The 25,994-nt window shown below is 43.3% G+C and carries 26 protein-coding genes; 14 read left to right on the top strand and 12 right to left on the bottom strand.

What is annotated here, in order from left to right; translation table 11 throughout:
• The first annotated feature begins 5 nt into the window (after positions 1 to 5).
• Together HCR01_RS16680 and HCR01_RS16675 are read left to right on the top strand one after the other, a co-directional pair.
• Entirely contained in the window at positions 6 to 1,571 is a 1,566-nt protein-coding gene (locus tag HCR01_RS16680; RefSeq protein ID WP_193197253.1) for an AAA-like domain-containing protein, read from the top strand.
• A 99-nt stretch (positions 1,572 to 1,670) separates the two neighbouring features.
• A complete protein-coding gene (locus HCR01_RS16675; protein ID WP_193197252.1) occupies positions 1,671 to 4,355 on the top strand; it encodes an ABC transporter substrate-binding protein in 2,685 nt (894 codons plus the stop codon).
• Between the two features lie 72 nt (positions 4,356 to 4,427).
• Here the strand turns inward: HCR01_RS16675 and HCR01_RS16670 are convergent, their stop codons facing one another.
• On the bottom strand, positions 4,428 to 4,802 hold the full coding sequence (locus tag HCR01_RS16670) for a type II toxin-antitoxin system VapC family toxin (RefSeq protein WP_193197251.1): 375 nt from the start codon (positions 4,800 to 4,802) through the stop codon (positions 4,428 to 4,430).
• The gene (locus tag HCR01_RS16665) at positions 4,793 to 5,008 is read right to left on the bottom strand and encodes a hypothetical protein (RefSeq protein ID WP_162394339.1); all 216 of its coding nucleotides are present in this window, start codon (positions 5,006 to 5,008) and stop codon (positions 4,793 to 4,795) included. The genes HCR01_RS16670 and HCR01_RS16665 overlap by 10 nt, the downstream gene beginning before the upstream one ends.
• A gap of 15 nt (positions 5,009 to 5,023) precedes the next feature.
• On the opposite strand from HCR01_RS16665, the gene HCR01_RS16660 reads away from it, so the two are divergent.
• Positions 5,024 to 5,191, top strand: coding sequence for a type II toxin-antitoxin system HicA family toxin (locus HCR01_RS16660; RefSeq protein WP_193197250.1), 168 nt, complete (start codon positions 5,024 to 5,026; stop codon positions 5,189 to 5,191).
• 200 nt (positions 5,192 to 5,391) lie between these two features.
• Here HCR01_RS16660 and groL read toward each other — a convergent pair whose 3' ends face one another.
• Positions 5,392 to 7,029, bottom strand: coding sequence for a chaperonin GroEL (gene groL, locus HCR01_RS16655; RefSeq protein WP_193197249.1), 1,638 nt, complete (start codon positions 7,027 to 7,029; stop codon positions 5,392 to 5,394).
• Between the two features lie 181 nt (positions 7,030 to 7,210).
• A complete protein-coding gene (groES, locus tag HCR01_RS16650) occupies positions 7,211 to 7,522 on the bottom strand; it encodes a co-chaperone GroES (protein ID WP_162394337.1) in 312 nt (103 codons plus the stop codon).
• Positions 7,523 to 7,769: 247 nt separating this feature from the next.
• Between groES and HCR01_RS16645 the strand changes: the two genes are divergently transcribed.
• Together HCR01_RS16645 and HCR01_RS16640 are read left to right on the top strand one after the other, a co-directional pair.
• On the top strand, positions 7,770 to 8,201 hold the full coding sequence (locus HCR01_RS16645; RefSeq protein WP_193197248.1) for a (2Fe-2S) ferredoxin domain-containing protein: 432 nt from the start codon (positions 7,770 to 7,772) through the stop codon (positions 8,199 to 8,201).
• A 364-nt stretch (positions 8,202 to 8,565) separates the two neighbouring features.
• Entirely contained in the window at positions 8,566 to 9,243 is a 678-nt protein-coding gene (locus HCR01_RS16640) for a response regulator transcription factor (RefSeq protein WP_010997804.1), read from the top strand.
• Between the two features lie 245 nt (positions 9,244 to 9,488).
• On the opposite strand, the gene HCR01_RS40450 is transcribed toward HCR01_RS16640, so the two are convergent.
• A complete protein-coding gene (locus HCR01_RS40450; RefSeq protein ID WP_320073128.1) occupies positions 9,489 to 9,560 on the bottom strand; it encodes a hypothetical protein in 72 nt (23 codons plus the stop codon).
• Positions 9,561 to 9,973: 413 nt separating this feature from the next.
• Here HCR01_RS40450 and HCR01_RS16630 point away from each other — a divergent pair, with 413 nt between their 5' ends.
• Positions 9,974 to 10,342, top strand: coding sequence for a hypothetical protein (locus HCR01_RS16630; protein WP_193197247.1), 369 nt, complete (start codon positions 9,974 to 9,976; stop codon positions 10,340 to 10,342).
• Positions 10,343 to 10,367: 25 nt separating this feature from the next.
• On the opposite strand, the gene asnS is transcribed toward HCR01_RS16630, so the two are convergent.
• Positions 10,368 to 11,759 (bottom strand): asparagine--tRNA ligase, encoded by a 1,392-nt coding sequence (gene asnS, locus HCR01_RS16625; RefSeq protein ID WP_193197246.1) that lies wholly within the window; start codon positions 11,757 to 11,759, stop codon positions 10,368 to 10,370.
• A 2-nt stretch (positions 11,760 to 11,761) separates the two neighbouring features.
• On the bottom strand, positions 11,762 to 12,124 hold the full coding sequence (locus tag HCR01_RS16620) for a hypothetical protein (RefSeq protein ID WP_193197245.1): 363 nt from the start codon (positions 12,122 to 12,124) through the stop codon (positions 11,762 to 11,764).
• A 130-nt stretch (positions 12,125 to 12,254) separates the two neighbouring features.
• On the opposite strand from HCR01_RS16620, the gene HCR01_RS16615 reads away from it, so the two are divergent.
• Complete coding sequence (locus HCR01_RS16615) at positions 12,255 to 12,539, top strand: DUF6439 family protein (protein ID WP_193197244.1); 285 nt, start codon at positions 12,255 to 12,257, stop codon at positions 12,537 to 12,539.
• A 94-nt stretch (positions 12,540 to 12,633) separates the two neighbouring features.
• Here HCR01_RS16615 and HCR01_RS16610 read toward each other — a convergent pair whose 3' ends face one another.
• Together HCR01_RS16610 and rlmD are read right to left on the bottom strand one after the other, a co-directional pair.
• Positions 12,634 to 13,086: an ATP-binding protein gene (locus HCR01_RS16610; protein ID WP_191756191.1), complete on the bottom strand. Its 453-nt coding sequence runs from the start codon at positions 13,084 to 13,086 to the stop codon at positions 12,634 to 12,636.
• A gap of 389 nt (positions 13,087 to 13,475) precedes the next feature.
• The gene (gene rlmD / locus HCR01_RS16605) at positions 13,476 to 14,882 is read right to left on the bottom strand and encodes a 23S rRNA (uracil(1939)-C(5))-methyltransferase RlmD (protein ID WP_193197243.1); all 1,407 of its coding nucleotides are present in this window, start codon (positions 14,880 to 14,882) and stop codon (positions 13,476 to 13,478) included.
• A gap of 136 nt (positions 14,883 to 15,018) precedes the next feature.
• Between rlmD and HCR01_RS16600 the strand changes: the two genes are divergently transcribed.
• From HCR01_RS16600 to HCR01_RS16580, 5 genes are all read left to right on the top strand, one after another.
• Complete coding sequence (locus tag HCR01_RS16600; RefSeq protein ID WP_193197242.1) at positions 15,019 to 15,504, top strand: allophycocyanin subunit alpha-B; 486 nt, start codon at positions 15,019 to 15,021, stop codon at positions 15,502 to 15,504.
• Between the two features lie 879 nt (positions 15,505 to 16,383).
• On the top strand, positions 16,384 to 18,753 hold the full coding sequence (gene purL, locus HCR01_RS16595; RefSeq protein WP_193197241.1) for a phosphoribosylformylglycinamidine synthase subunit PurL: 2,370 nt from the start codon (positions 16,384 to 16,386) through the stop codon (positions 18,751 to 18,753).
• 182 nt (positions 18,754 to 18,935) lie between these two features.
• Positions 18,936 to 20,441, top strand: coding sequence for an amidophosphoribosyltransferase (purF, locus tag HCR01_RS16590; protein ID WP_193197240.1), 1,506 nt, complete (start codon positions 18,936 to 18,938; stop codon positions 20,439 to 20,441).
• Positions 20,442 to 20,559: 118 nt separating this feature from the next.
• Positions 20,560 to 21,126, top strand: coding sequence for a Uma2 family endonuclease (locus HCR01_RS16585; protein ID WP_193197239.1), 567 nt, complete (start codon positions 20,560 to 20,562; stop codon positions 21,124 to 21,126).
• A gap of 37 nt (positions 21,127 to 21,163) precedes the next feature.
• Entirely contained in the window at positions 21,164 to 21,328 is a 165-nt protein-coding gene (locus HCR01_RS16580; protein ID WP_193197238.1) for a hypothetical protein, read from the top strand.
• On the opposite strand, the gene HCR01_RS16575 is transcribed toward HCR01_RS16580, so the two are convergent.
• The 3 genes from HCR01_RS16575 to HCR01_RS16565 form a co-directional block, all read right to left on the bottom strand.
• Positions 21,314 to 21,595, bottom strand: coding sequence for a hypothetical protein (locus HCR01_RS16575; protein WP_193197237.1), 282 nt, complete (start codon positions 21,593 to 21,595; stop codon positions 21,314 to 21,316). The genes HCR01_RS16580 and HCR01_RS16575 overlap by 15 nt on opposite strands.
• An 86-nt stretch (positions 21,596 to 21,681) precedes the next feature.
• Positions 21,682 to 22,728: an ABC transporter permease gene (locus HCR01_RS16570; RefSeq protein ID WP_193197236.1), complete on the bottom strand. Its 1,047-nt coding sequence runs from the start codon at positions 22,726 to 22,728 to the stop codon at positions 21,682 to 21,684.
• 194 nt (positions 22,729 to 22,922) lie between these two features.
• Complete coding sequence (locus HCR01_RS16565) at positions 22,923 to 23,441, bottom strand: adenine phosphoribosyltransferase (RefSeq protein ID WP_162394324.1); 519 nt, start codon at positions 23,439 to 23,441, stop codon at positions 22,923 to 22,925.
• Between the two features lie 462 nt (positions 23,442 to 23,903).
• Between HCR01_RS16565 and HCR01_RS16560 the strand changes: the two genes are divergently transcribed.
• Positions 23,904 to 24,530 (top strand): DUF3038 domain-containing protein, encoded by a 627-nt coding sequence (locus HCR01_RS16560; protein WP_193197235.1) that lies wholly within the window; start codon positions 23,904 to 23,906, stop codon positions 24,528 to 24,530.
• Positions 24,527 to 25,978, top strand: a complete 1,452-nt coding sequence (locus HCR01_RS16555) for a DUF4335 domain-containing protein (RefSeq protein ID WP_193197234.1) — start codon at positions 24,527 to 24,529, stop codon at positions 25,976 to 25,978. Before HCR01_RS16560 ends, HCR01_RS16555 begins: the two co-directional genes overlap by 4 nt.
• Positions 25,979 to 25,994 lie beyond the last annotated feature (16 nt).

The raw sequence follows: 25,994 nt of genomic DNA, 5'->3' as shown, positions 1-25,994 counted from the left end.
TTTTCATGAGTTGGGATTTAGTTAAAGCTTGTACCGTGGCTATCGCTACTCCAGAAGGTTACATCCAAGGCACGGGCTTTTTCATCTCATCCGAAGGACATTTACTCACCTGCGCCCATGTAGTTGAGTCGGCAGGAGGTTGGAAAGAAGTGCGAGTCAATGGGCAAGGGGTTGAGTTGGTTTATTTAGGCGATCGCACCCGCGATGATTTCGCCATATTGCAATTATCTGCTTATCAAGACCAAGCTGTACCCTTATCGCTAACTTTTGCGCCAGGAAATCAATTTCGCTCCATTGGCTATGGGCGTTCAGACTTCCCAGAAGGCGGCACGATTGAGGGCAATATCACTGATGCTAACAGCCATTCAGGTTTTGGTAACTTATCAATGTTACGGTTGCGGGTAATGGCAGACGCACAACAGATCATTGGTGGCTATAGTGGTTCCCCTGTGTTTGATATTCAATTGCAAGCGGTCGTTGGGATGATTGCCGCTTACGACAATACCCAAGGAGGATTGGCTGTACCACTAACCACAGTTCAAGAAAATTGGGCTGACTTGGAAAGTTTGCTGCATCCAGAACCATCCCCAGAACTGGAATTTCCGTTTTTCGATCAAGCTTTTTATACTGATTGTTACAAAGAAGTGAAGAAGCCAGGGGCATTAATTCGGGTGAAAGCTCCTTTGCAATGGGGCAAAACCTACTTAATAAACCAGATTTTGGATTATGGGATTCAGCAAGGCTATCAAGCAGTGCGAATAGACTTTCAAGAGCCAGAAAAAGAAATATTCAACACTCTAAAGCCTTTCTTGCAGTGGTTCTGTGCCAGCATAGCCAGAGAATTAAATCTACCAGATAAACTGGCTGAGAATTGGAAAAGTACAGCGAGTGCCAACATAGACTGTACAAACTACTGTGAAGAATATTTATTGCCAGCAATCAATAGTCCGCTAGTTTTGGGATTAGATAACGTTGATGTCATCTTCTCCTATCACATAGCTCGTAACTTTCTTCCATTACTACGAGCTTGGCATGAGAAAGCCACAACTAAGCCTATTTGGCAAAAGTTACGGTTGGTAATTGCCTACTCCAAAGAAGATAACATTCCTATAGATAGGAATAAATCACCGCTCAATGTGGGGAAAGGCATTGAAATACCAGAATTAAATCAGCCACAGGTGCAGAATTTAGCACAGCGCCTCCAACTCTCTTGGAATGGAGAGCAAGTTGTCCAACTAATGGCGATGGTTGGTGGGCATCCTTGGCTGGTGAAAGAGGCACTGTATAAAATTGCGCGACGCGAACTGACGTTGAAAGAACTATTGAAAATTGCTCCCACCCAAGAAGGCTTATACAGCGACCATCTGCTTGTTCAGTTGTCAATTTTGCAGGATAACCCAGAACTAAAGCAAGCCATGAAGCAAGTAGTTCTTACCAATAGACCAGTTAGAATAGACGCTGATAAAGCATCTAAGTTACGCAATATGAGACTCGTGAAATTCACAGGCGATGATGTTCTGCCCTTGTGTGATTTGTATCGCCTGTATTTTCGCGATCGCTTAGGTGTGTAATGATGATTTCAAATTCCCCGAAATTTGCCCCAGCACCTCTTTGCAAGTAGACAGAGCAGACGGAGAATGATGAGTGTGCAACTGCATTGGACATAACTAATGAATCCAGAGCCTAACCCAAACTACGAATACCAAGTTGGGGGTACTTTACCTTCGGATTCCCCTACCTACGTCACACGGCAGGCAGATGACGACTTATACAAAAAGTTGAAGGCGGGGGAATTCTGTTATGTCCTGAATTCGCGGCAGATGGGTAAATCGAGTTTGCGGGTAAGAACCATGCAAAGGTTGCAGGAAGAGGGAATTGCTTGTGCTGAAATTGATATTACTGCCATCGGCACTCAGGATGTCACCCCCGATCAATGGTATGCAGGTGTAATTGACAGCCTAGTTAGGAGTCTAAAACTAAACGATAATTTTGATTTAGGAAACTGGTGGAAGGCACAAAAATTACTGCCTCCATTGCGGCGATTGGGCAAGTTCCTTGAAGAAGAGATGCTAACCTCTATTCATAAAAAAATTGTCATTTTTGTAGATGAAATTGATAGCGTTCTCAGTCTCAGTTTTTCAACTGAGGATTTTTTCGCTTTGATTCGATCCTGCCATAACCAGCGTGCTGATAAACCAGAATATAAACGCCTCACATTTTGTCTTTTAGGGGTAGCAACTCCCTCTGATTTGATTCAAGATAAACAGCGTACACCTTTTAATATCGGTCAAGCAATTGAACTCAAAGGTTTTGATCTAGTTGAAGCCGAGCCTTTAGCTAAAGGATTAGTAGGTAAAGTCAGTAATCCCCAAGAAAAGCTAAAAGAGGTTTTGGAATGGACTGGTGGACAACCTTTTCTTACTCAAAAGCTTTGTCAATTTATTCTAGATGATGAGCAAAGATTATCTGTAGAGGAATTAGTGCGATCGCGGATTATCCAAAACTGGCAATCTCAGGATGATCCAGAGCATTTGAGGACGATACGCGATCGGATTTTCAGCAATAAGCAGCCTGCGGATCTGTTGCTGGAATTATATGAGCAAGTTTTACGAAAAGGAGAAATTGAAGAAGATAACAGTCCGGAGCAAATAGAATTGCGCCTATCAGGATTGGTAGTTAAGCAAAATGGCAAATTAAGAGTTTATAACCGCATTTATGAGTTTGTTTTTGACAACAACTGGGTTAATCAGGCGTTAGCAAATTTGCGACCTTATGCAAAGGAATTAGCAGCATGGCTAGAGTCTAATCGTCAGAAGAAATCTTATCTCTTGCAGGGGCAGAAATTACGACAAGCTCAAGCATGGGCAGAACATAAACAGTTGCTTGTTGAAGATTATCAATTTTTATATGCTAGCCAAGAATTAGTAACACGAAAGCAGCAGCGCCTTGTCTTAGTGCTTGCTCCAATAATACTAATTTCAGTACTTGGGTTCTCATACTGGTATTCACAAAAAAAACCTTCGGTTGTTAACCAGAATCCTCAACCGACAGAGACAATAACAGTACAACCAGTATCAGTATTATTGAGCGAAGGTGAGCGTACTTTGTTTGGTGGAAGTGAAAATCCAAGTCGCTCTCAGGCTTTTAAAGCTTTTCAAGAAAAACGTTATACTGATGCTGTTAATTATTTTAAAAGAGCTAGACAAGCCTTTCCTTTTGACCCAGAGTTGCAAATTTATTACAACAATGCTAGAGCATATCAAAAAGGCAATCCACTAACTCTGGCAGTGGTTTTACCAGATACTAATAAAGAAGCGGATATTTCTAAAGAACTCTTGCGAGGAGTTGCACAGGTACAAGATATTTTTAACAGTTCAAGTGAAGTAAATCAGCGATTTTTAAATATAGTAATTGCCAATGATGGCAGTTCTCAAACTCAAGCTCATAAAGTTGCTGGAGAGCTAATTAAAAATCAAAATATACTAGGAGTTATTGGACATTATACTAGTCCAAACAGTGCAGCAGCACTACCTCAGTATGAAAGCGCTGGTATAGCAATGATATCTCCAGGAAGTACAAGTACCTCACTGAATAGCAGAGTATTTTTTAGAACAGTACTTTCTACTGAAGTAAATGCTGGGAAGTTAGCAGATTATGCTAAGAATCAGGGCTATAAAAGAGTAGTTATTTTCTACAATCCTGATGATACTTATAGTAAGAACGTAAAAGAACAGTTTGAAAAGTTATTTAAAGATAACAATGAGAAATTTGTACGTACTATAGATTTAGCTAATGCTTCATTGGATACATCTGCCGAAATTTTAAAAATTAATGAACAAGATAAAGCAGATGCAATTGTTCTGTTTCCGAATACAGAGTTAACTTCCGTGGCACTTGCAATTGCCAGCGCTGAGGGAAGCAAAAAATTGCCTCTGCTAGGAGGAAATGCTTTGTATAATCAAAAAACTTTAAAATCAGGTGGAGAAGCTTTTGAAGGTTTAGTTATAGCTGTAGATTGGTTTGCAGAAGAGGAAAATTCAAAAGAATTTGCAGAAAAAGCTAGGACAAGATGGGGAGGACAGATTAGCTGGCGGACAGCTGCCGCTTATGATGCAACTCAGGCTTTTATCAAAGCTATATCTATGTCTAACAATCCTACTCGCCAGACCGTCTTACAAAAACTCCCATCTGTTGATCTTTCAGCAAATGAAACTTCAGGACATCGACTCAAATTTGATAAGAAAGGCGATCGCCAACAAAAACCTATTCTTGTCAAAGTAGTAAGAGGTCGCGGCGGGCCTTTTGAAAGTGGATTTATATTTCAACAAGTCAAGGATGAAGATATCAACAATTGAAGAAATTACCAAGGATAAAATCATTCCTAGCAAGCTTTGAATTCTCACCTCAAAACAAGCGATCGCTCTCCGTTACACAATTTGCACTGATTGAGTGTTAATTTCTATTAAATTAGCCAATCTTGTATCATTCGTAAACAATATTACATTTAAATATTTTGCAGTTGCTACAATTATTGCGTCAGGAAGCCTAAGTCTATATTGTTTGCGAAATGCAATTGTTAAATTTTTAATATTATTATCAATATCAACAACTGTAATTTTATTTAAAAAATCAATAATTTGTGTTTCTTCATCTGGACTGAGGCTCGGATAAGAGAGTAATTCAATCTCAGTAATCACTGAAATAAAATATTGTCCTGATGGTAGTGGGTTTACTAAACGACCGCCCAAAAAGTATAAGACTACATTTGTATCTAATAACATTAAAGGTTGTATCAACGCCACTCGTCCCTAATTTGCTGCTGATATTCCAAAGGGTCTTGAGTTAGTTGAATTACACCCCCATACTTGTTTAAATCAAACTCTTCTTTTTGTTGTGATTGATGCTCCTCTAATATCTTCTCAATTTGCTGCCAGTCTTGATAATCAATCAAGACTGCTACCGGACGCATGGCTTCATCAGTGACAATTTTTTTCTTAAAAGGTAGCATTATTTTTCACATCAGATGCAATTTTACCGTCAGACCGCAGGAAGCCATGAAATTTGGTTTAATCCTGAAGCTAATCGTTATACTACTATTCCCAATCATTCAGGTGATATGCCAGAGGGAACATTACGTGCGATTTTAAAGCAAGCTGGTATTCAGCCAGACGATTTTCTCAACAAATCTTGAAAATCAAGAGCGCCAAGATCGAAAAGTAGGAAAGTGCTAGCCATCATCGTTAGAGAACTTGAACTATAAGTAAGTCTAGAACTTTTATTTTAATATTGCGATCGCCCTGCCATATCTTTCCGTTTCAATAAAAAACAGCCGCTCCTATCAGGATGCAGCTGTTTTTACCATTACGGAACTGATTACAGAATATTTAGATATTAGTAATCGAAGTCGCCGCCACCCATGCCACCACCAGCAGCAGGAGCAGCATCTTTAGGCTCAGGCTTGTCAACTATGATACATTCGGTTGTCAACACCATACCAGCGATAGAAGCAGCGTTTTGCAGAGCAGAACGAGTTACTTTAGCAGGGTCAACAATACCAGCACCCAACAAATCAACAAATTCGTTGGTTGCAGCATTGTAGCCAATGTTGAATTCCTTCTCTTTGACGCGCTCAGCGATAACAGCACCATTCTGACCAGCGTTTTCAGCAATCCGCTTCAGGGGTGCAGGTAAAGCACGAACGACAATCAAAGCACCAATCAACTCTTCATCCTTCAGGTGGCTCTTTGCCCATTCTTCCAATACGGGAGCCAGGTGAGCCAGAGTTGTACCACCACCGGGAACAATACCTTCTTCCACAGCAGCTTTGGTGGCGTTGATAGCGTCTTCTAGGCGCAGCTTCTTGTCTTTCATTTCAGTTTCGGTGGCTGCACCCACTTTCACCACGGCGACACCACCAGAGAGTTTAGCGAGACGCTCTTGCAGCTTTTCTTTGTCGTAAGAAGATTCGGTTTCGTCAATTTGACGACGAATCTGCTCAACACGAGCCTTGACACCAGCTTCGTTACCTTCGGCAACAATTGTGGTGTTGTCTTTGGTGATGGTGATGCGGCGAGCTTTACCCAGACTTTCCAGCTTGGTATTTTCCAGCTTCAAACCAGCATCTTCAGTGACTAGTTGACCACCAGTCAATACAGCTATGTCTTCTAGCATAGCTTTGCGGCGATCGCCAAAACCAGGAGCTTTAACAGCAGCAACATTTAGCACACCGCGCAGACGGTTTACTACTAGAGTTGCCAAAGCTTCTTTTTCAATATCTTCAGCGATAATCACCAAGGGACGACCTGCACGAGCTACTTGCTCTAGAACAGGTACAAGGTCTTGTACAAGGGCAATTTTCTTATCAGTCAGCAACAGATAAGGCTCATCGAAAATCGCTTCCATCCGCTCAGGGTCGGTAGCGAAATAAGGAGAGATGTAGCCTTTATCAAAGCGCATCCCTTCAGTGATTTCCAACTCAGTGAACATAGATTTCCCTTCTTCTAGGGAAATTACGCCTTCTTTGCCCACTTTGTCCATTGCTTGGGCAATCATCTGACCAACTTCTTCATCGTTGCCAGCTGAGATAGAACCCACTTGAGCAATGGCTTTAGAATCTTCTACGGGACGAGCATGTTCTTTGATTTTGTCTACCAGGAAGTTGGTAGCTTTATCAATACCGCGCTTCAGCAATATCGCGTTAGCACCAGCTGCAACGTTCCGCAAGCCTTCTTTGACGATAGCGTGAGCTAAAACGGTAGCAGTAGTAGTGCCATCGCCCGCAGCATCGTTCGTTTTAGAAGCAGCTTGACGAATCAGAGCCACGCCAGTGTTTTCAATGTGGTCTTCTAATTCAATTTCTTTAGCGATGGTTACACCGTCATTAACGATTTGCGGTGCGCCAAATTTCTTTTCTAGAACTACGTTACGGCCTTTAGGGCCAAGGGTAACAGCTACAGCCTCAGCCAGAATATCAATGCCTCGTTCTAGGGCACGACGGGCGTTTTCGTTGTAGATTATGCGCTTTGCCATATTTTATTTGTCCTTTGTCATTTGTCTTTGAAGTTCTGGTCGCCGAAAGCCGGCGCTCAGACTTCCCTGTTTGTCTTTTGTCCCTTGTCTTTTGTCTCCGAAGTTCTGGTCGCCGGAAGCCGGCGCTCAGACTTCTCTCTTTGTCATTGGCTAATGACTAATGACCAGTGACTAATGACAATTAGATAACGACTGCTAAAATGTCTTTTTCAGAAAGCAGTACATATTCTTCGGTGCCGAGCTTGATGTCGGTGCCAGCGTACTTGGAGTACAACACCTTATCACCGACTTTAATTTCCAATTCCTGACGGCTACCGTCGTCGTTACGCTTGCCAGGGCCAAGGGCGACTACTTCCCCTACCTGGGGCTTTTCTTTGGCGGTGTCGGGTAAATACAAACCACCTGCGGTCTTTTCTTCAGAGGCGCTCACTTTCACGAAAACGCGATCGCTTAAAGGTTTAACTGTAGAAACGCTTAGAGATACAGCTGCCATATTAATTTCTCCAGAGTTTTAGCACTCTCAACTCCTGAGTGCTAATTTACCGAAAAGCGGCGTGCAATGGCAACAATTTCCTTAGTACGGGTTCCCGAACTAGAGGAGCGCAGGTTTACTTAAGTATAAATGCTTAATTATTTCTAGCTTTCAGGTTCCGTTCCGTAAGTTCCGAATATTTTTATATGGACAACTTTATTTGCAAACCTGAGAAATTGTTATAGAACTGTAATCAGGGAGCCGCTCGATGAGTAACAACCCAGTGATCCAGTCCAACCATCCAATCCCCAAAACTACTAAATTTCCAGAACATAAAGCCCTAAGTAATTGTGTAGAATCTCTAGGACTGGCTAAAATTCAGCGACACATTTTTATTTGTGCTGACCAGATTGCTAACTGCTGCTCAAAACAAGCTAGTCTGGAGTCTTGGGAATACTTGAAAACGCGACTTAAAGAGCTAAAACTCGACCAGACGCAAGATAGTCGTCCCATTTATGTCTTTAGAACTAAGGCTAATTGCTTGCGTGTTTGTTGTTCTGGACTGATAATGGTGGTTTACCCGGATGGTATCTGGTATCGCCAAGCAAACTCGGAAGTCATTGAGCGGATTATCCAAGAACACTTAATAGGCAAGAGGGTGGTAGAAGAATATGCATTTTTAACCCATCTTTTGCCATAAACTTCCCTAGTTTCTTGTGAACGTCTCGTAAAGACTTTACATCCGAAGGATATAGTATGGCAGTAAGCTTTAAGAAAGCGCGGGTTGGTTTTGAGGTAGGGTCATCTTAAGCCAGTACTTACTTGTGAATCAGAAAGATTATTTAATCAGTGTTTTTTAGCCCGCCACTTTCAAAGCGATATATAATAGCGCATTATAGATACTACTGCTATACGTATCCTTGCTGGACTTTTGCCATCGAGCTACTAATTTCTTAAAAGTGCTTCAACACTTTTGAGACTTCGAGGCAGCAAAGGCAAGTTAAGTGGGAAAAAAGACAACATCTCAAATAATCCACCATAGAGGATAACTATTCAAGACATTGATGGACCGAAGCGCGACAAGTGCCACTGCTATGAAAGAGCCCAGCATGAAAGATCACAAACGACTTCTATTGATTGATGATGACCCTAACCTCATCTTGCTGGTGAAGGATTACTTAGAATTCCGGGGATATGAAGTCATCACCGCTGAAAATGGACGAGAAGCTCTGGAAATTTTAGAGCACGATGTTCCAGACATGATCATCTGCGACGTGATGATGCCGGAAATGGACGGATATACTTTTGTGGAACAAGTGCGGCAAAACGAACGAACCAGCTGGATTCCCGTTCTTTTCCTTTCAGCTAAGGGACAAAGCGCGGATCGAGTTAAAGGTTTGAATAAAGGTGCTGATGTATATATGGTCAAGCCCTTTGAGCCAGAAGAACTCGTAGCGCAAGTAGAATCCTCGCTCAAACAAACTATCCGTTGGAAAGAACACCAAGCAAAAGGAGGAGAAAACGGTTCCCGCATCCAGGTTCCCTTCGATGTGCAATTAACCCCAACAGAACTGAAAGTAGTGCAGTTTGTAGCTAGGGGTTTAGCTAACCGGGAAATTGCTGAAGAATTAAATGTTAGTCAGCGAACGGTTGAAAGCCATGTGTCCAATATGTTGGGCAAAACCAATCTCCATAACCGCACTGAATTAGCGCGGTGGGCAATTGAAAATCAAATGGCTTAAATAAAGTGCTGAGTCCTGAGTGCCGTTAGCGGTAGCGGGGCGTTCAGCCCGTGCTGAGTGCTTTTTACTCACTACTCATTACTCAGGACTCAACACTCAATTTGCCACCCATCTTCCTCAGGGGTGGATTGGTGCAAAATTTCTAAATTCAGTTCATCTAGGTAGGTTAAAGCGCTTTCAATCTGCGAAGTCGTTCCTCGTAGTTGCAGATCGAAACAGCTATGTTCTAGCGCATTTGTCCTTACCTAAGCAGCCGCAATCATGACTGTGACACCATAGTGGGAAACCAGTCGTGAGATGACTGGTTCCTCATGCAAGTCTTTAGGAATGCGAACCTGGATACGAGTTTCGGTGCGTCTATTATCTCCAATATTCAGTAGTAGATTTCACCTGTTTACTGGGAGTTGCCATTTTAGCTTCCTATTCAACTTATTTGATTTGGGTTTGACTTTACATAATTTCTTCTAACAGTAGCGTCAGTCATACCGAACAGGCAAGCAGGGGCAAATAATTCATAATTGGGATTTGGTGATTATAAATTATGAATCTATAACTGTAAATTGCTTTCAATATCTGGTTTTTTAGTTGAGATAGCCGATTTAAAAGTATTGCATATACCAAGAAGCAAAAAGGTAATTAAATAAACCCGTAGATGCAATGCGGCTTATCGCCAGACATTGCATCTAAAGTTTAATAGACTTCTAAAAAAGTCGGTTGCTGGAGAATTGCTATGAATCAAGAACGATTGGGAAAGCACAACCGTGTTGAAGCTTTGATTTTGCAAGGAGAACGGCTACTTCAAGAGCTAGATCGGGGTTTTGAATTCAGTTTGCTCCGTAATCATCGCCAGCGTATCAAAAGCCTAATTCAGGAACTTCGTGAGCATCTAGCGCAAGACGATGATCAGGGGATAGACCAAGCCTATAAAAACCTTGAGCTTGAACTAAACCAACAACTCAACACTTGGGATGAAGAGGGTGACTCATGGGACTCAGACGATGATATCACAGGAGGTTCTGCCCCAATTCCAAATCCACGGCGGCCAAGTCCAAAACCAGGAACAAACGACTCAGCAGAGTTACCTCCAAGAGATTATTAACGCACTTCATCCCTCAGCTTACTGACTAAAACTCGGCGCTTTGCGGTGTACGTGGGAACGGAATCACATCACGAATATTTCCCATACCCGTCATAAATTGCACGAGTCGCTCAAAACCAAGTCCAAAACCAGCGTGGGGGACAGTACCATAACGACGCAAATCAAGATACCACCACAACTCTTCTGGGTTTAACCCTTGCGCTAATACGCGGCGCTCTAGGACTTCTAGACGTTCTTCCCGTTGGGAACCGCCAACAATTTCGCCAATTTTGGGTGCGAGAATATCCATTGCGCGGACGGTCTTTTCATCGTCGTTCAAGCGCATATAAAAGGCTTTGATTTGCGCTGGATAATCTGTAACGATCGCAGGCTTCTTAAACAATTGCTCAGCCAGATAACGCTCATGTTCTGATTGTAAATCTAAACCCCAACTGACAGGATATTCAAACTTGACATCAGCTTTTTCTAAAAGTGCGATCGCTTCCGTATAAGTTAAGCGTTCAAATTGATTGTTAATAATATTTTCAGCCGTTGCTAACACGGTATTATCAATGCGCTGATTGAAAAATTCCATGTCTTCTGGACAAGTTTCTAACACATATTTAAAAATGTGTTTGAGAAACGCCTCGGCTAAATCCATATCGCCTTCCAAGTCACAAAAAGCCATTTCTGGCTCAACCATCCAAAATTCTGCTAAGTGGCGGGAGGTGTTGGAATTCTCTGCACGAAAGGTAGGGCCAAAGGTGTAGACGTTGCTAAACGCCATCGCCATAACTTCCGCTTCCAACTGACCGCTAACTGTTAAATATGTGGGTTTACCAAAAAAGTCTTGTGTATAATCGACTGCTTGGTTTTCTGTGCGGGGAATATTTTTTAAATCCAAACTAGTAACGCTAAATAGTTCACCTGCACCTTCACAATCGCTTGCTGTGATAATCGGGGTGTGTACCCACAAAAAGCCTCTTTCTTGGAAAAATTGGTGAATTGCTGTAGAACAAGCATTTCTAACGCGGAAAACTGCACCAAAGGAATTGGTACGCGATCGCAAATGTCCAATGGTTCGCAAAAACTCAAAGGAATGGCGTTTCTTTTGCAGAGGATATGTATCAGGATCAGCTTCGCCGTAGACTTTGACTGTCTCTGCTTTCAACTCAATCCGCTGTCCTTTACCAAGAGAAGCCACCAGTACCCCTGTCACCTCGACAGCAGCACCCGTATTCAACTGTTTTAAGATTGCTTCGTAGTCTGGCAAATCCTGATTGATTACGACTTGCAAATTAGCTAGCGATGAGCCGTCATTGACTTCAATAAAAGCAAAACCTTTTGACTCGCGTTTTGTTCTTACCCAGCCTTGAACTACGAGACACTCATCAGGTTGACCACTTCGCAATATTTCTGCAATCCGTCGATTTACCATATTTACCCAGCACAGGATTTCAATATCCAGCCTATAATAACGCCCATTCCACCAAAGCGGACGGCTTGCCAGAAAGGTTTCTTAAGGCTACCCCAAGAGAATAACTGGCTTTCTAAGTTTACTTCTAGCACTTCCAACTGCTGTTTTATCTGCCGTAACTCCGCTTTGATTTCTGGAGTGTGGTGCTTATTATGATTTAGTTTGTTGAGGCGTTGTTGCCATTCTGCCTTTGAAAGGCGATCGCGTTGCACTTGATTGTAGCGTTCTTTTAAGGATAGGAGCGATCGCTCTACTTCTTCTAGTTCTTGTTCAAAATCTGGCTCTGAATTTTCTGCTGGTGGCTGCGATTGTTTAGGCGGCTTCATTTATAAGTAGTAAACTAAGATTAAACGCGAGCCAATACTCAAGGGTCAAGAGTCAGGGGTTAAAGATCAAAAAGTTTTAACCCTGGACTTTGGACTTAGCACTCAGGACTCAGCACTCAGGACTTGATTTATGTCTCAATCAACCCAGCTGCCTAAAACCAGCCAACTTAATGAATTTAGCACTCTGGAATTAGCCCAAGCCCTCATGGAAAGGCTAAGCATTTCCCCTGACGATTGGCATCGCCTCAAGTCTAACCGTAATTCTCGCGCCAATGAACAAATAGCAGCAGCGTTGGTGTATCTGCTCAAAAATCAGCCACAAGAAGCTCTCGCTAGATTAGAACAAGCGGTTGGTTGGTTAGATCGCTCTATTTCTGCCCCACCCTGTCCAAGCCACGGCGAAAATAAAAAATAGGGGTAGTGGGAAAAGTAACAATATCATTACTATTGTTAGACTATTGTTATCTTCTCCCCTTGTCCTCCTATCTACTTATCTCCGCCTCCTGCACTCACCGTCGCAGAGATAGCCGGGGGCGATTTTCCATTTGTTTACAAAGTCTTAATTCTGTGCCTTTGCGGTTCCATTCTACCTGATCAAAAATTTGATGCAGAAGGCATAAACCACGGCCACTTTCTGCCTCATCTGGTGGCAGATAATCTGTGAGTTCGTCGTCATCATTAGCAGATGAAGGACAAAAGCCACTACCCTGATCTGATATTACCCACCAATATTGATTATCTATTAAAGAAAAACGGACTACAACTCTTTTACTTGGGTCAAGATTATTGCCATGTTTTGCTGCGTTCACTAAGGCTTCTTGGAGTCCTAGTCGCAGTTCTGCTTGGAGTTTTGCTGGAATTTCTGCCAACAATAAATCTAATATCGGACAAAGATAGAGAGTAGAGGCGAAACTAATTGTGCCCCAGTAGCGTCCAACGGGACGAAGCGAAATGGTAATCACAAGAGAAACCCCATAGCTTTCAGTTAGCTAGACATCAGTTTGCTTTAACAGGCACCCTGATAAAAGTTGAGGTGGTCATGCTGCCTTCAAACTTGCGTCTTTAAAACTAAATTTTGAAAATGCTAGGGAGCATTGACTCAATGAATAAGTTAGGATTGTTTGGATATATAGCGGCTGGTGGGATGACGAACCTGATAACACTAGCAACTTCAAAGCTGCTGAAAATTTGAATGAGTATTGTTATACTCTCCTATTTGCCGATCTGTAATTTAGACAACCCATTTCATGTTTTTAAGAGCCTATGCAACTTTAATTTCTTTAAACAAAATGAAATCTATTTTTAGCTTAATTCGATTTTAGCATTTTTAGTATGCACTAGACTACAAATTTCAAATTTGAGTTTTTGTGAAGGACTCAGCACCCTTATCCAAATGTGATAGCACAAGAAAGGCAGCAGCTTCCACATGAGCCGTTTGGGGGAAAAAATCAGCAGGTTGCACCCGTGTGATCTCATACTGCCCGTTTTGACAGAGTAGTTTGAGATCACGGGCGAGGGTAGCTACTTTACAGCTGACGTAAACGATTCGAGATGGTTTAGTTTGCAGTAAAGTATCAATGACAGCGCGATCGCATCCCTTACGTGGCGGGTCAAGTAAAACTACTTCTGGTATTGTGCCCATTTTTGAGAGCAACTTTTCCACTGCCCCAACTTGAAATGTCACATTATTAATTTTGTTATGCTGAGCATTCAAAATAGCTTGTTCCACCGCTGCTGGTTGCACTTCTAACCCCGTAGCTTGATGTACTTGCTTCGCAAGAGGTAAAGTCAAAGTCCCAATGCCACAATAAGCATCAACTAGCACTTCATGCCCTTGAAGATTAAGTTCTGACTGAATTATTTGTAATAGCGCCTCTGCTGTTTCTGTATAAACTTGAAAAAATGTATCTGGACGGACTTGAAATTCCAATCCAGCAAACTTTTCTCGCAGATAGGGAACTCCGGCAATACAACGGGTTTCATTTCCAAAGATCACATTTGTGCGATCGCGATTCCGATTCAGAGACACACCCACTAACTGGGGATAGCGCTTCAACCATTCTTGGGCTTGGTTTTCAATTCCCGGTAAATTCCAGTCCTTCACCACCAAAGTCAGCAACATTTCCCCTGTGCGCCGTCCAATGCGTAAACCGAGATGGCGAATTTCCCCTTGATGACGCTGTTCATCGTAAATTTGCCAACCCTGCTTTTGAATGTCCTGTTTAACTTCGGCCAGCAAGGGATTTAATCGCGTGTCTTGAACTGGACATTGATTTAGATTAATTAATTGGTGGCTGCCTTTTTGGTAATAACCAGCTTGGACTTGTCCTGTAGCCGATCTGCTTAGAGGATAAGTAGCTTTGTTGCGGTAGCCTAAAGCAGAAGGAGCAGCTAGTACCGGATCTACAGGTGGTTGGACAAAATCGCCAATGCGTTCCAAAGCTTGGATAACTTGATTGCGTTTGGCTGCTAGCTGGTGATCATAATTAATGTGTTGCCACTGGCAACCACCGCATTTATCAGCCACAATGCAACTAGGTCGAATCCGGTGAGGGGATGGTTGCAATAGCTGCTGGAGCTTGCCGTGAGCGTATTTAGGCTTAACATGCATCAAGCGGACAAGAGCGCGATCGCCTGGGACGGTGTCCGGGACAAATACTACGCGTTCATCAAAGCGTCCTACCCCGTCGCCTGTATCATTTAAGTCGGCGATCGTAACTTCAATTAATTCACCCTGTTGCCAAATTATTTTAGTCATTGGTCATTAGTCATTTGTCATTTGTCAAGATATCCGCCTACTCTTCTGCTTCTCCATCTCCCTCATCTCTCTTCACTTGTGTACCTACAACTCGTTAAACTAGCAAATAATATTTCTTTGCGTGATTGCAATAATCATGACTGTAATTAGCCAAGTTATTCTCAAAGCCGACGACGAACTGCGTTATCCCAGCAGTGGCGAACTCAAGAGTATCGAAGAATTTTTGCAAACCGGTCTACAACGGACGCGGATTGCTGCTACCTTAGCTGAAAATGAAAAAAAGATTGTTCAAGAAGCAACCAAACAGCTTTGGCAGAAGCGTCCCGACTTTATTTCACCCGGTGGTAATGCTTACGGAGAACGTCAACGTTCTTTATGTATCCGTGACTTTGGCTGGTACTTGCGCCTGATTACCTATGGCGTGCTTGCTGGCGACAAAGAGCCAATTGAAAAAATCGGTTTAATTGGCGTGCGGGAAATGTATAACTCACTCGGTGTTCCCGTACCAGGAATGGTAGAAGCCATCAATTCACTGAAAAAAGCCTCCCTTGGCTTACTAAGTGCGGAAGATGCTATCGAAGCATCACCATACTTTGATTACATCATTCAGGCGATGTCTTAATGCAAAGTGTGTGCTGTTTTTAGAAGTGGACTTCCAGTCTGCTAGATTGAGTGCAAAACATTAGCGCTAGACTCGCATAAAATCTCCAATTTGATCATACCTTCCCCACGCTTGGTAGTGGCTGTGGCAAATCTTTGTCAAGTTACCAACCAGTTGTGGGGAAATTTTATGCAATTGTCTATCATTCTTTGTTATGACTAGCTTGAAAGTCTACTTTCATTGTTGCTTGCGATCGCCGATTGCGGACGATTGCGCGATCGCCCAAGGGGCAGTGGCAAAGCAAATCGCATCTCATGCAGTCTCTTACGTAAATCCTTACCCTCATCACGCCAAGTTCCTACAATGGAGATAAATTGGCGTCTCAAGCCACTTGCTACAACGGGGTGAACCCCTCCGATATTTGGATACCTCTATTAGCAAATGACCAACGACAAATGACAAAAAGCCGACAGTTCCTTACGGAGGCTGTCGGCAATTAGTGTGTTCCCTATTAATGACTCGGCTAGAGTTCAGTTGTAATTAATTATGCCTGCTTAGTAATTGCATGGAGACGATCTTAATCAAGGATACTTGTGATTGTTATCACTTGATTGTTACAGCTAAACTGCATATACCCTAGTAATTCCATACCTACTGTAGACACTATAGACATATAGACTTTATAGCGTCTGGAATGTTCACCCAGATGACAAAGCCTAGTTCTATCTAGACACTGTATGGAAGGGTGCAAAAAAACCCAATTATGTAAAAATTTAGTAAATATTGTGTGGGTATTTACTTTACAAAAACAAAGAAAGAACTATCTACATTCCTAGAACTGCACCTAGAGGGCAAGTAAATCGATAGAATAATGCTCTGTTCAATTGGTGCATTACTTCCATGACCGCCACATCCGCTGCTCCCTTTTCCCCTGAAGAAATCGCTGCTGAAGGTCTAAAGCCAGAAGAATACGCAGAAATTGTCCGCCGATTAGAGCGTCATCCCAACAAAGCTGAATTAGGAATGTTTGGGGTGATGTGGTCAGAGCATTGCTGTTACAAAAATTCTCGACCTTTACTCAAACAGTTTCCTACAGCCGGGCCCCGTATTCTCGTAGGGCCTGGTGAAAATGCTGGTGTTGTGGACTTAGGCGATGGGCTGCAATTAGCTTTTAAGATTGAATCCCACAACCACCCTTCAGCTGTTGAACCCTTCCAAGGAGCCGCAACTGGAGTAGGAGGCATCTTAAGAGATATCTTTACAATGGGCGCACGTCCTATTGCTCTATTAAACTCACTGCGCTTCGGTTCCTTAGAAGATGCCAAAACCCAGCGGTTGTTTAGCGGTGTAGTAGCGGGAATTGCCCATTATGGTAATTGTGTGGGAGTGCCCACTGTCGGCGGCGAAGTTTACTTTGACCCTGCTTACTCTGGTAATCCCCTGGTGAATGTCATGGCACTGGGGTTGATGGAAACACCAGAAATCGTCAAATCTGGGGCATCTGGCTTAGGCAACCCTGTGTTGTATGTTGGTTCTACCACCGGACGCGATGGTATGGGAGGTGCAAGTTTTGCTAGCGCAGAATTGAGTGATGAGTCAATGGATGACCGTCCCGCAGTACAAGTAGGCGATCCCTTTTTGGAAAAGTCGTTAATTGAAGCTTGCTTGGAGGCTTTTAAAACAGGTGCAGTTGTCGCTGCACAGGATATGGGAGCAGCTGGGATCACCTGTTCTACATCAGAGATGGCAGCAAAAGGCGGTGTAGGGATTGAACTGGATTTAGATAAAATTCCCGTGCGGGAGTTGGGGATGGTTCCCTATGAATACCTACTATCAGAATCTCAAGAACGGATGCTGTTTGTTGCCCACAAGGGACGTGAGCAGGAGTTAATAGATATTTTCCACCGTTGGGGACTTCAGGCTGTTGTTGCTGGTACTGTCATTTCTGAACCCATTGTGAAGATTCTGTTTCAGAGTGAAGTAGCAGCAGAAATTCCAACTGAGGCGTTGGCGGAGAATACTCCTGTTTATCACCGAGAATTGTTGGCTCAACCGCCAGAATATGCTCTGAAAGCTTGGGAATGGACGCCTGAATCTTTACCCCCCTGTACAACTGCTGGTGTTGAAATCTCAGGACGTTTGCAAACTTGGAATGATATTCTTTTAACTTTGCTCGATACACCCACGATCGCATCTAAACGCTGGGTATATCGTCAGTATGATCATCAAGTGCAGAACAATACAGTCATTCTACCAGGTGGTGCGGATGCTGCTGTGGTACGTTTACGCCCCCTAGAAACAGATAAGGGAAAAAGTCCCACGAATGAACAACGTGGGGTAGCCGCTACGGTAGATTGCAATCCTCGTTATGTTTACCTTGATCCCTATGAGGGGGCTAAAGCTGTGGTGGCTGAGGCTGCACGCAACCTCAGTTGTGTGGGTGCAGAACCTCTGGCGGTGACAGATAACCTGAATTTTGGTTCTCCAGAAAAACCGATTGGTTACTGGCAATTAGCAGAAGCTTGTCGCGGCTTAGCTGAAGGTTGCCGAGAATTGGCAACACCAGTCACAGGCGGAAATGTTTCTTTGTACAACGAAACTCTTGATTCTCAAGGCACTCCGCAACCAATCTATCCCACCCCAGTTGTGGGTATGGTAGGGTTAATTCCCGATATAACTAAAATTTGTGGTCAAGGTTGGCAGGCGACCGGTGACGTGATTTATTTACTGGGATTACCTTTAGCATCCACAATCAGTTTGGGAGCATCTGAGTATTTAGCCACTATCCACGGCACTATTGCCGGAAAACCACCACGGGTAAATTTTGATTTAGAACGTCGTGTACAAAAAGTTTGTCGTGAAGGCATTCGTGCTGGCTGGGTACATTCAGCTCACGATTGTGCTGAGGGAGGAGTAGCTATTGCCCTAGCAGAATGTTGTATTGCTAGTAACCTCGGTGCCGAAATCAATTTAGAAATACCACGTACCCAATTACAACGCCTTGATGAATTGCTATTTGGCGAAGGTGGAGCGCGAATTTTAGTTTCTGTACCCTCAAAACACCAAGAAGTTTGGGAACCCTACTTACAGGAACATCTGGGTAAGGAATGGCAAAAATTGGGTTTGGTGGGTAATTTCGACACTGATTTGGGGGTTTTAACCGCTAATAATCAAACTTTAATCAAGGTTAGGATCGAAGATATTAGCGATCGCTTTTACAATGCCATCTCTAAACGTTTAGCTGTCCACACCACTACTTCTCAGTCGTGAGCTAGAGTGCTGATTTATAAGTATCAGATTCACTCACAACTTACATAACTTAGAACTATTAGCGTCCTTGAGCATAATTACGGTACTGTTTTAATGGATGGTTAAAGATTTATTAAGAAATCTCTAACTGTCTAACGACACAATCCCAGTGACTTGACCCCCCCACCAGGAGCAAAGCTAGCATGATTCCCATCCATCCCGTCACTTCGGATGATTACCCCGAACAGACTAACAACCGAATCAATAATCATGAAAATTGTTCTGATAAGCCAGAAGAAGCTTGCGGTGTTTTTGGCATTTACGCACCAGGAGAAGACGTTGCGAAGCTGACCTACTTTGGATTGTATGCCCTCCAGCATCGGGGTCAAGAATCCGCTGGGATTGCCACATTTGAGGGTACACAAGTACACCTCCACAAAGATATGGGATTAGTATCCCAAGTCTTTAATGAATCCATCTTGAATCAGTTGCCTGGAAACCTAGCTGTTGGTCACACTCGATATTCCACCACAGGTTCTAGTCGCAAAGTTAATGCCCAACCTGCTGTACTTGAAACTCGCTTAGGTACATTAGCCCTAGCACATAATGGAAATTTAGTCAATACTATGCAGTTGCGTCAAGAGTTGTTGGAGAACAAATGCAACTTAGTAACGACAACGGACTCAGAAATGATCGCTTTTGCGATCGCAGAAGCCATCAATTCTGGAGCAGATTGGCTAGAAGGTTCGATTCAAGCGTTTCACCGCTGTTATGGAGCCTTTAGTTTAGTCATTGGCACTCCTAGCGGTGTTATGGGTGTCCGCGACCCCAATGGCATTCGCCCCTTAGTAATTGGCACTTTGGCAGGTAATCCAGTCCGTTACGTTTTAGCTTCCGAGACTTGCGGTTTAGACATCATTGGAGCCGAATACCTGCGAGACGTAGAACCAGGTGAGTTAGTTTGGATTACCGAAGAAGGTTTAGCTTCCTACCACTGGAGCCAAAAGCCCCAGCGGAAGCTATGTATCTTTGAGATGATTTACTTTGCCCGCCCTGATAGCGTTATGCACAACGAGAGTTTGTATAGTTACCGAATGCGGTTAGGAAGGCAGTTAGCTAAAGAATCTCTTGTAGATGCCGACATTGTCTTTGGTGTTCCTGATTCGGGTATACCTGCTGCTATTGGGTTTTCTCAAGCCTCTGGTGTAGCCTATGTTGAAGGATTGATTAAAAATCGTTACGTTGGGCGAACCTTCATTCAACCCACACAGACCATGCGCGAGTCAGGTATCCGCATGAAACTAAACCCCCTCAAAGATGTACTGGTGGGTAAGCGAGTAATCATTGTGGATGATTCTATTGTCCGGGGTACTACCAGCCGTAAACTAGTCAAAACCTTGCGTGAGGCAGGTGCAGTGGAAGTGCATATGCGAATTTCTTCCCCGCCAGTAACTCACCCTTGCTTCTATGGCATCGATACTGATAGCCAAGATCAGCTAATTGCTGCTACTAAGTCAGTAGAAGAGATTGCTCAGCAATTAGAAGTTGACAGCCTCGCCTATCTTAGTTGGGAAGGAATGCTAGAGGCGACACAAGAAGACACCAATAGTTTTTGTTCTGCCTGCTTCACTGGTGATTATCCCGTGGCGATTCCTGAGCAGGTGAAGCGTTCTAAGCTGATATTAGAGAAAGAAAAAGTAGTTGTGTAAAGACTGGGGACTGAAGAAGGGAATAGGATACAGGTTATAGGCTACAGATTATTTCCTATTACCTGTCACCTTTCTCTACCCAGACTAAAATTAATAAATCCCCTCATAGAGATGATTTATGAACCAGCCGATATCTGAGAGAGTCCGCTGGACCACCGCCGACTTGGAGTTGTTTCCAGATAACGGGAACCGCTATGAAATTATCGACGGGGATTTGTTTGTGACAAAAGCGCCTCACTGGAACCATCAAAAAACCTGTGTCAGAATTTGTACTGCTTTGGATATCTGGTCACAAGCTACTTCTTTGGGACAGGTGGTACCTGCTCCAGGAATAATTTTTGGCGATAATGATAATGTGATCCCTGATATTGTCTGGGCTAGCAGTGAAAGATTATCTCTACTTTTAGATGAGGCTGGGCATTTGACTGCTGCACCGGAACTAGTGGTAGAGGTACTATCTCCCGGTAGTGAGAATGAAAAGCGGGACAAGGAACTAAAACTTAAACTCTACTCATCAGGAGGTGTCAAAGAATATTGGATTGTAGATTGGCGTAAGCAACAGGTAGAAGTCTATCGACGCGAACAAGGAAGTTTGAAGTTAGTTGCCACCTTATTCAAGGGTGATGAACTGAATTCACCTTTATTGCCTGATTTTACTTGCGCGATCGCACCTTGGTTTACTTAACAAATTAGCAAGCGATGTCTGATGACAAGCCCTACGGGTGAGCTCATACCTCACTACCGCTACGCTAACGCCAGTTCCTTTATGCCGACTGCACTTCCTACAAGTCGGCGTAGCCGCCCAACGGAGTGCCTTGGGAACCCGTCCACCGGACTGGCTCACCGCTTTACGTCTACGCCAATCCAAAAACCTAATTGTGCTGTAAAAATTCAACTTTGGGCAATAAAGGATCACTAACAATACCTACACCGCTAAAACCCCAGCGTTTCAACAAGTTTCCCACTTGTGTGCCAGGAATAGATTCCACAGCAAAGCGGTTTGCTACTTCTGCCGCATGGGTGTTGAGATAGCTTAAGGCGTCAAAGTTTTCCCGAAACAACAACAGATAACCTGATCCTTCAGCGTCAGGACGAGCTATGAGATAACGCCCGTCAGTTTGTGAACGCACTAGGTAATAGACTTCGGAGAGCATGGAGATGGAGATGATTGAGGGAGCAGGGGAGCAGGGGGCAGGGTAGAATAAATACTGACTCTTGACCCTTGACTCCTAACAAATGACTAATTAAGATTTTCTAGACGAATACGCGGATCGGCAGCTTTTAGCATTAAGTCGGCGATTAAATTGCCAACAATAAGTAACACTGCACCCATTACCAAGCTTGCCATTAATAAATATAAATCTTGAGCTTGTAAAGCTTGTAAAGCCAATCTCCCTAAACCAGGCCAGTTGAAGAAAAATTCGGCAATGAAGGCACCGTTTAATAAACCAGCTAATTCAAAACCCAATAAGGTAATTAAGGGATTTATCGCATTACGGAGAGCATGAACGTAGATCACACGATTTTCTGGCAATCCTTTAGCACGAGCCGTTTGGATGTAATCTTGACGCAGAACATCCAATAATTCGCCGCGAGTGATCCGCTGTAAACCGGCAAAGCTAGTAATCGAGAGGGCAATAGTTGGTAAAATCATGTGCCAACCGATATCTAGTAATCTGCCAAACCAAGACAGTTCCGCATGATTAATGCTAGTCATACTACCCACTGGGAAAAGCGGTGAGGTCATTTGGGCAAAGACCAGTAGCGCTAGGGCGGTAATGAAACTAGGAAAGCCTTGTCCGGCGTAGCTAATTACCTGTAAGATGCGATCGCCTAGCTTATTTTGCTGGACAGCGGCAAATATCCCTAAAGGGATAGCGATCGCCCAAGTTGCAATTAAAGATGCGATCGCTAATAGCAAAGTTGCTGGTACTCGTTCCCACAACAACGACGCTACTGAACGTTGGTAAACAAAACTCGTACCAAAATCGCCTCTTGTGACAATTCGCCACAGCCACAGCCCAAATTGCTCTGGCCAAGACTTATCAAGTCCAAATTGCCGCTTGATTTCCTCTATTCTTTCTGGGGATATCTTCGGATTTTGCCGCAACGTATCTACATAATCCCCTGGAGCAAGTTGAATGATAAAAAACGACAATGCTGACGCCAAAAACAAAGTCAGTAGTGCCTGCAATAGCCGCTTCACCACATAAATAAAAGTCTCATTCGTGACTAATCTAATTAGCCAAGCCCGTCCTGTCTCTAAGGAAATTCTCGTAGATGTCATTTGTCATTTTTCCTTTGTCCTCTCTTACAAAGTTGAGCCAGTCGCTTGGGCGGGTTCTCCGACTTGTGCGAACTGGCGTCTTATCTAAGGAAGGTTTAGCTCAGACTTTGCGCTTTGTCGTTGCGCTTTGTCGTTTGTCCTTTATCATTTATCATTTGTCCTTTGTCTAATGACTAATGACCAATGACCAATGACTAATATTCAATTAGGGAAATAATCGGCACATCCGGCAGATGTTTACGCCCTTGCAAATCCCGTAGCTCGATAATAAACCCAAACCCCACCAGTTCGCAGCCAATATTCTGCACTAACTTTGCTGTCGCACTTGCAGTTCCACCCGTGGCAATTAAATCGTCTACAATCAAAATCCGGCTACCTGGGTGCAAAGCGTCTTGATGTACTTCCAAGCAGTCCATACCATACTCTAGTTCATATTCAATTGAGTGAACTGCTGCTGGTAACTTACCTCTTTTGCGGACGGGAATAAAACCAGACCCTAATTTATAAGCTAGAGGTGAGGCAAAAATGAACCCCCGCGACTCCATGCCAACAACATAATCCGCTTTGATCTCTGCTTCAATACATTTTTGTGTAAAAATGTCAATAGTATAGCGCAGTCCTTCGGGATCGCGCAGCAGGGTAGTGATATCCCGAAATAAAATTCCGGGTTTGGGAAAATCAGGGATGTCACGAATTAGAGACTTCAAATTCATAAAACAGGGATTGGGGAATAGGGCATAGGGCATAGGGCATGGGGCATTGAAGAAGGAAAAGGTTAAAGGGTAAGGGGTAAAGGGTAAATAAATTTCTTTTGCCTTTCTCCTTTCCCCTTCCGAGTTTCTAGTACCTAGTCTCCAGCCCCCAACCCCCAATTCCAGATACCTGAAAAATCGTACACTATAATGTCATACGCTGGGGATCGAAGGTGAATCGCTATTTATTGACGATAATTAGAATCTAAACCAAGCTAGGGAAAGTATTGCGCTAATAAACGAGGTGAATTGATTTATGCTTTAAAACTTTGATTTCAGTATACGGATTTTGAGTAGAAAAAGTTAAGTAATGTATATATCAGGTAGTCTTATTACTGCTACTAAGTCTAACATTCTTGATTTGGCTACCTATCTTAAATTTGTTTTACCTAGTCTGTTGGAACCGCAAAAGGTATTTATAGAATGAATGTCTCCGCAAGTTTAACGCCGTTCAACAGTCCAACCCAAGAGTCGCTGCCGATGATTCTGGAGACTCTACCAGATCCGGCGATCGCTGCCAAGGGATGTCCTCGGAGAACCCGTCTGCAAATTGACCTGATTTTATTGGCGATTGAAGCTTTAGAACTTGGCGGTTCTGAAGCGATCCTGACTTTTGCCCAAGAGTTGGATCTTAAAGGAATTATTAAAGATAGGGTGAATTTATGGCGGATGCGTAGCTCTAACCCCCTGCGACGAGCGCATATCCGCCGCCCCTTAACCATTATGGAAGCTAAAGCTTTGGTGGTGATTGCTTGCTACATAGCGCGGCGTTTAACTGTTGTCATCCGCCAGTTATTAATGATATATCAACAGATGGATGAAAAACAGATTCCACTAGAACAGAATTTGCGGCTATCTAATTACTTGGAGCGGTTTAGAGCGCATTTTAAGAGCCGGATGAATGCTCGACGTTCTGGTGTATTAGCATTGACTTCAGATGCCAAATTAGATGAGTTGGCAATAAATTTATTAGGACAATTACTATTCTGTACCGGTACGGCGGGAATGCAGCGGTTCTGGATTAGTCTTTTTGACGGTGAAGTAGAATGAACATTCAACGTAAGTACAGTCTGCCTAATTGTACGCTACTTTTAGAAGGGTTAAGTGATATAAATAGGGCCGCAAACTTTCAAGAACTGCGCCCAGAACTGTCAATATTGGTAAATGCAGAATGCTATTTATCTGGTTATAATCAGCCCTTGGTGGGAGGGCGAGAATTTTTTGAAAGTTTGGTCAGGGCGGTTAGTGCCTATGCCCAAGAATTTCTGAGTAATGTAACAAACCCTCAAGCACATAACCAGGAATCGGAACTAGTAGAGTTTCAGAAAATTGACAGCAATCAACACAGGTTAATTGTGCATTCGGAGAGTTCTCCAGAGAATTTTGAGTCTAACTCTAATTACCCTAAACCACCTATTCAAATAGATTTGAGTACAGTACAGCTGTTTGACTTAGTAGAAGCAGTTGATCAGTTTTTTGCTGATACTCAAACTTTACCAGAACTGTCATTAGAACTACAACCAGTTACCAAACGCTATGGTGGTGCTAGTTCAGCCTTTATCAAACAGGCAATACCTGCTGCCGTAGGAGTCTCAAGTTTAGCAGTGGCAGCGATCGCCTTTAACTTGATTCCACCTCCCGAAGTGCGTCCACCAGCGCCGAAACCAGATGAGCAGACTAGCTCTACAATACCCAGCGTCACTCCTTCAGCATCGCCCACTGTAACGCCTATAGCTGCTGCTGCAATTCCCACGCCAGCGGCCGTAGCTGCTGCAACTCCTGCATCCACGACGAAACCCGCAGTTACAGATTTAGAAGCACTGTTAAATACAGTTTCAGAAATTACTGATGCGTCCCAGCTGCGGGCATTAAACCGCCAAGTTTATAACCAAATTCATCCAGCTTGGACTAATCGCTTAGGCTTAAAACAGGAATTAATCTATCGTGTGGGTGTGGCTGCGGATGGGGCGATTGTTGGTTATAAAGCGCTGAATAAAGATGCAAATCAAGGAGTACAGCAAACTCCTCTGCCTAATCTCCTGTATAACCCTGCGAACCGCGCTCCTATTTCCAATGAACCGATCGCCCAATTTCGAGTAGTCTTTACTAGACAAGGTGTATTAGAAGTTAGTCCTTGGCGGGGATACTTCAGGACACCAGAGGTAGTTGGAGAAAAAATTACTGACTCCAAAACAGTCAAGGGTTTAAACCAAAGGCTTTATAAGACAGTTCGCCAAAGTTGGAGTGGTAAACCCACTTTTACGCGAGATCTAAAATATCGGGTAGCAGTCAACAAAGATGGTGTGATTGCCGACTACGAACCACTCAATCAAGTTGCCTTTGACTATTTTCGGGAAACACCTCTACCTAAGATGTTCCAAGCCATTTACGGCTCTAATGTAGCTGCTCCCAATAACAAAGAACCTCTTGCCCATTTTCAAGTGCTATTCAAGCCTAGCGGTACACTAGAAGTCATTCCTTGGCAAGGATATCAGTGATAATTCATAATTCGTA

It is taken from the genome of Nostoc sp. MG11 (genome assembly GCF_014904695.1).
Lineage (GTDB): Bacteria > Cyanobacteriota > Cyanobacteriia > Cyanobacteriales > Nostocaceae > Komarekiella.
This window is presented reverse-complemented; position numbering and strand designations above follow the sequence as displayed.

Coding starts and splice junctions, on each gene's coding strand:
- purL (WP_193197241.1), top strand. CDS start 16,384: ATGACCGCCACATCCGCTGCTCCCTTTTCCCCTGAAGAAATCGCTGCT.
- HCR01_RS16585 (WP_193197239.1), top strand. CDS start 20,560: ATGAACCAGCCGATATCTGAGAGAGTCCGCTGGACCACCGCCGACTTG.
- HCR01_RS16630 (WP_193197247.1), top strand. CDS start 9,974: ATGAATCAAGAACGATTGGGAAAGCACAACCGTGTTGAAGCTTTGATT.
- HCR01_RS16645 (WP_193197248.1), top strand. CDS start 7,770: ATGAGTAACAACCCAGTGATCCAGTCCAACCATCCAATCCCCAAAACT.
- HCR01_RS16600 (WP_193197242.1), top strand. CDS start 15,019: ATGACTGTAATTAGCCAAGTTATTCTCAAAGCCGACGACGAACTGCGT.
- HCR01_RS16570 (WP_193197236.1), bottom strand. CDS start 22,728: ATGACATCTACGAGAATTTCCTTAGAGACAGGACGGGCTTGGCTAATT.
- HCR01_RS16680 (WP_193197253.1), top strand. CDS start 6: ATGAGTTGGGATTTAGTTAAAGCTTGTACCGTGGCTATCGCTACTCCA.
- HCR01_RS16640 (WP_010997804.1), top strand. CDS start 8,566: ATGGACCGAAGCGCGACAAGTGCCACTGCTATGAAAGAGCCCAGCATG.
- groL (WP_193197249.1), bottom strand. CDS start 7,029: ATGGCAAAGCGCATAATCTACAACGAAAACGCCCGTCGTGCCCTAGAA.
- HCR01_RS16560 (WP_193197235.1), top strand. CDS start 23,904: ATGAATGTCTCCGCAAGTTTAACGCCGTTCAACAGTCCAACCCAAGAG.
- purF (WP_193197240.1), top strand. CDS start 18,936: ATGATTCCCATCCATCCCGTCACTTCGGATGATTACCCCGAACAGACT.
- asnS (WP_193197246.1), bottom strand. CDS start 11,759: ATGGTAAATCGACGGATTGCAGAAATATTGCGAAGTGGTCAACCTGAT.
- groES (WP_162394337.1), bottom strand. CDS start 7,522: ATGGCAGCTGTATCTCTAAGCGTTTCTACAGTTAAACCTTTAAGCGAT.
- HCR01_RS16675 (WP_193197252.1), top strand. CDS start 1,671: ATGAATCCAGAGCCTAACCCAAACTACGAATACCAAGTTGGGGGTACT.
- HCR01_RS16615 (WP_193197244.1), top strand. CDS start 12,255: ATGTCTCAATCAACCCAGCTGCCTAAAACCAGCCAACTTAATGAATTT.
- HCR01_RS16565 (WP_162394324.1), bottom strand. CDS start 23,441: ATGAATTTGAAGTCTCTAATTCGTGACATCCCTGATTTTCCCAAACCC.
- rlmD (WP_193197243.1), bottom strand. CDS start 14,882: ATGACTAAAATAATTTGGCAACAGGGTGAATTAATTGAAGTTACGATC.
- HCR01_RS16665 (WP_162394339.1), bottom strand. CDS start 5,008: ATGCTACCTTTTAAGAAAAAAATTGTCACTGATGAAGCCATGCGTCCG.
- HCR01_RS16575 (WP_193197237.1), bottom strand. CDS start 21,595: ATGCTCTCCGAAGTCTATTACCTAGTGCGTTCACAAACTGACGGGCGT.
- HCR01_RS16660 (WP_193197250.1), top strand. CDS start 5,024: ATGCAATTTTACCGTCAGACCGCAGGAAGCCATGAAATTTGGTTTAAT.
- HCR01_RS16555 (WP_193197234.1), top strand. CDS start 24,527: ATGAACATTCAACGTAAGTACAGTCTGCCTAATTGTACGCTACTTTTA.
- HCR01_RS16620 (WP_193197245.1), bottom strand. CDS start 12,124: ATGAAGCCGCCTAAACAATCGCAGCCACCAGCAGAAAATTCAGAGCCA.